The 1110-nt window shown below is 69.8% G+C and carries 2 protein-coding genes; both read left to right on the forward strand.

Annotation, left to right across the window (positions count from 1 at the left end):
- Positions 1-658: hypothetical protein (locus GOOTI_RS27220; protein ID WP_007237798.1), on the forward strand; the 658-nt coding region annotated here is incomplete at its 5' end.
- A gap of 10 nt (positions 659-668) precedes the next feature.
- A partial coding sequence (locus GOOTI_RS06655; protein ID WP_007237799.1) for a glycosyltransferase occupies positions 669-1110 on the forward strand: 442 nt, incomplete at its 3' end.

Consider the following 1110-nt stretch of genomic DNA (forward strand, 5'->3'; position numbering starts at 1 on the left):
GGTACTGCTCACGCTCGGGCTGGTCGTGACGGCGATGTGCCCGGTGCTGATCGTGGCGTGTTTCCGCAACGACGCACAGATCGAGGCGAACAAGGCAACGGTCACCGCCGACGTCGTCTACGCCGACCGGCTGCACGCCAACGCGTACTTCCAGACGCCCGACGGCTCGGTGCACAGTCCACGACTCGGCCTGCTGTATCCGACGGAGTTGACCGCGGGCCAGCGGATTCGTGTCGACTACAGCACCGCCAACCCCGACCTCGCCAAGCCGACGGGCCGCAGTGCTGTGCTCTCGATCGTGCCAGCGGTCTCGGTGGCCGTACTCGGCTGGATCGTCGTGGCTGCGTTGATGCTGGGCGTCGCGGAGTTCTCCCGACGCTGGGCTCGACGCCGCGCGGCGCGGCGCGCAGCTCGAAACGCGGCGGACGATCAGGGGAGCGGCGACTGGGAGTCACCCGACTCCGACGTCGAGGTCGACTCGGGTGCGGTGCACAGCAGCAGCAGTAGCAGCGAGGTACCCGGCGCGGGTGCCGCCGGGACCGCGGCTGGGCCCGCGCCCGAGTCTGCGACGGCGTCCGACGGCTCCGCTGCCCAGACTTCACGTGGAGTTTCGGGACCCGACACGTCGGCCGAGGTTGCCGGAAACCTCACTCGCTGATTCTTGCGGCATGCGCGTCGCACTCGCCGCCGAGAGTTTTCTTCCGCAGGTCAACGGGGTCGTGAACTCTGTTCTCCGGGTCATCGACCACCTCGAACGCACCGGCCACGAGGCCGTGGTGATCGCTCCCGACTCGGCGCGTGGCGCCGAGCGCGGTCCGCGGATGGTGGGTCGACGCACGCCGGTGCATCTGCTGCCGTCGGTGAAGGTGCCGGGGGTGTCGTCGTTGCCGGTGGGCGTCCCCGCGCCCGTGCTGTACCGGACGCTGCGTGATTTCGAACCCGATGTCGTGCATCTCGCGTCGCCATTCGTCGTGGGCGGGGCGGCGGCGGTGGCCGCGCGACGCCTCGACATTCCCTCGGTCGCGGTGTTCCAGACAGACATCGCGGGATTCGCGGGCGCGTACCGACTCGGCATCGCCTCCCGTGCGGCGTGGCGATACACCAGGCGTC

The sequence above is a fragment of the Gordonia otitidis NBRC 100426 genome, assembly GCF_000248075.1.
GTDB classification, from domain to species: Bacteria; Actinomycetota; Actinomycetes; order Mycobacteriales; family Mycobacteriaceae; genus Gordonia; species Gordonia otitidis.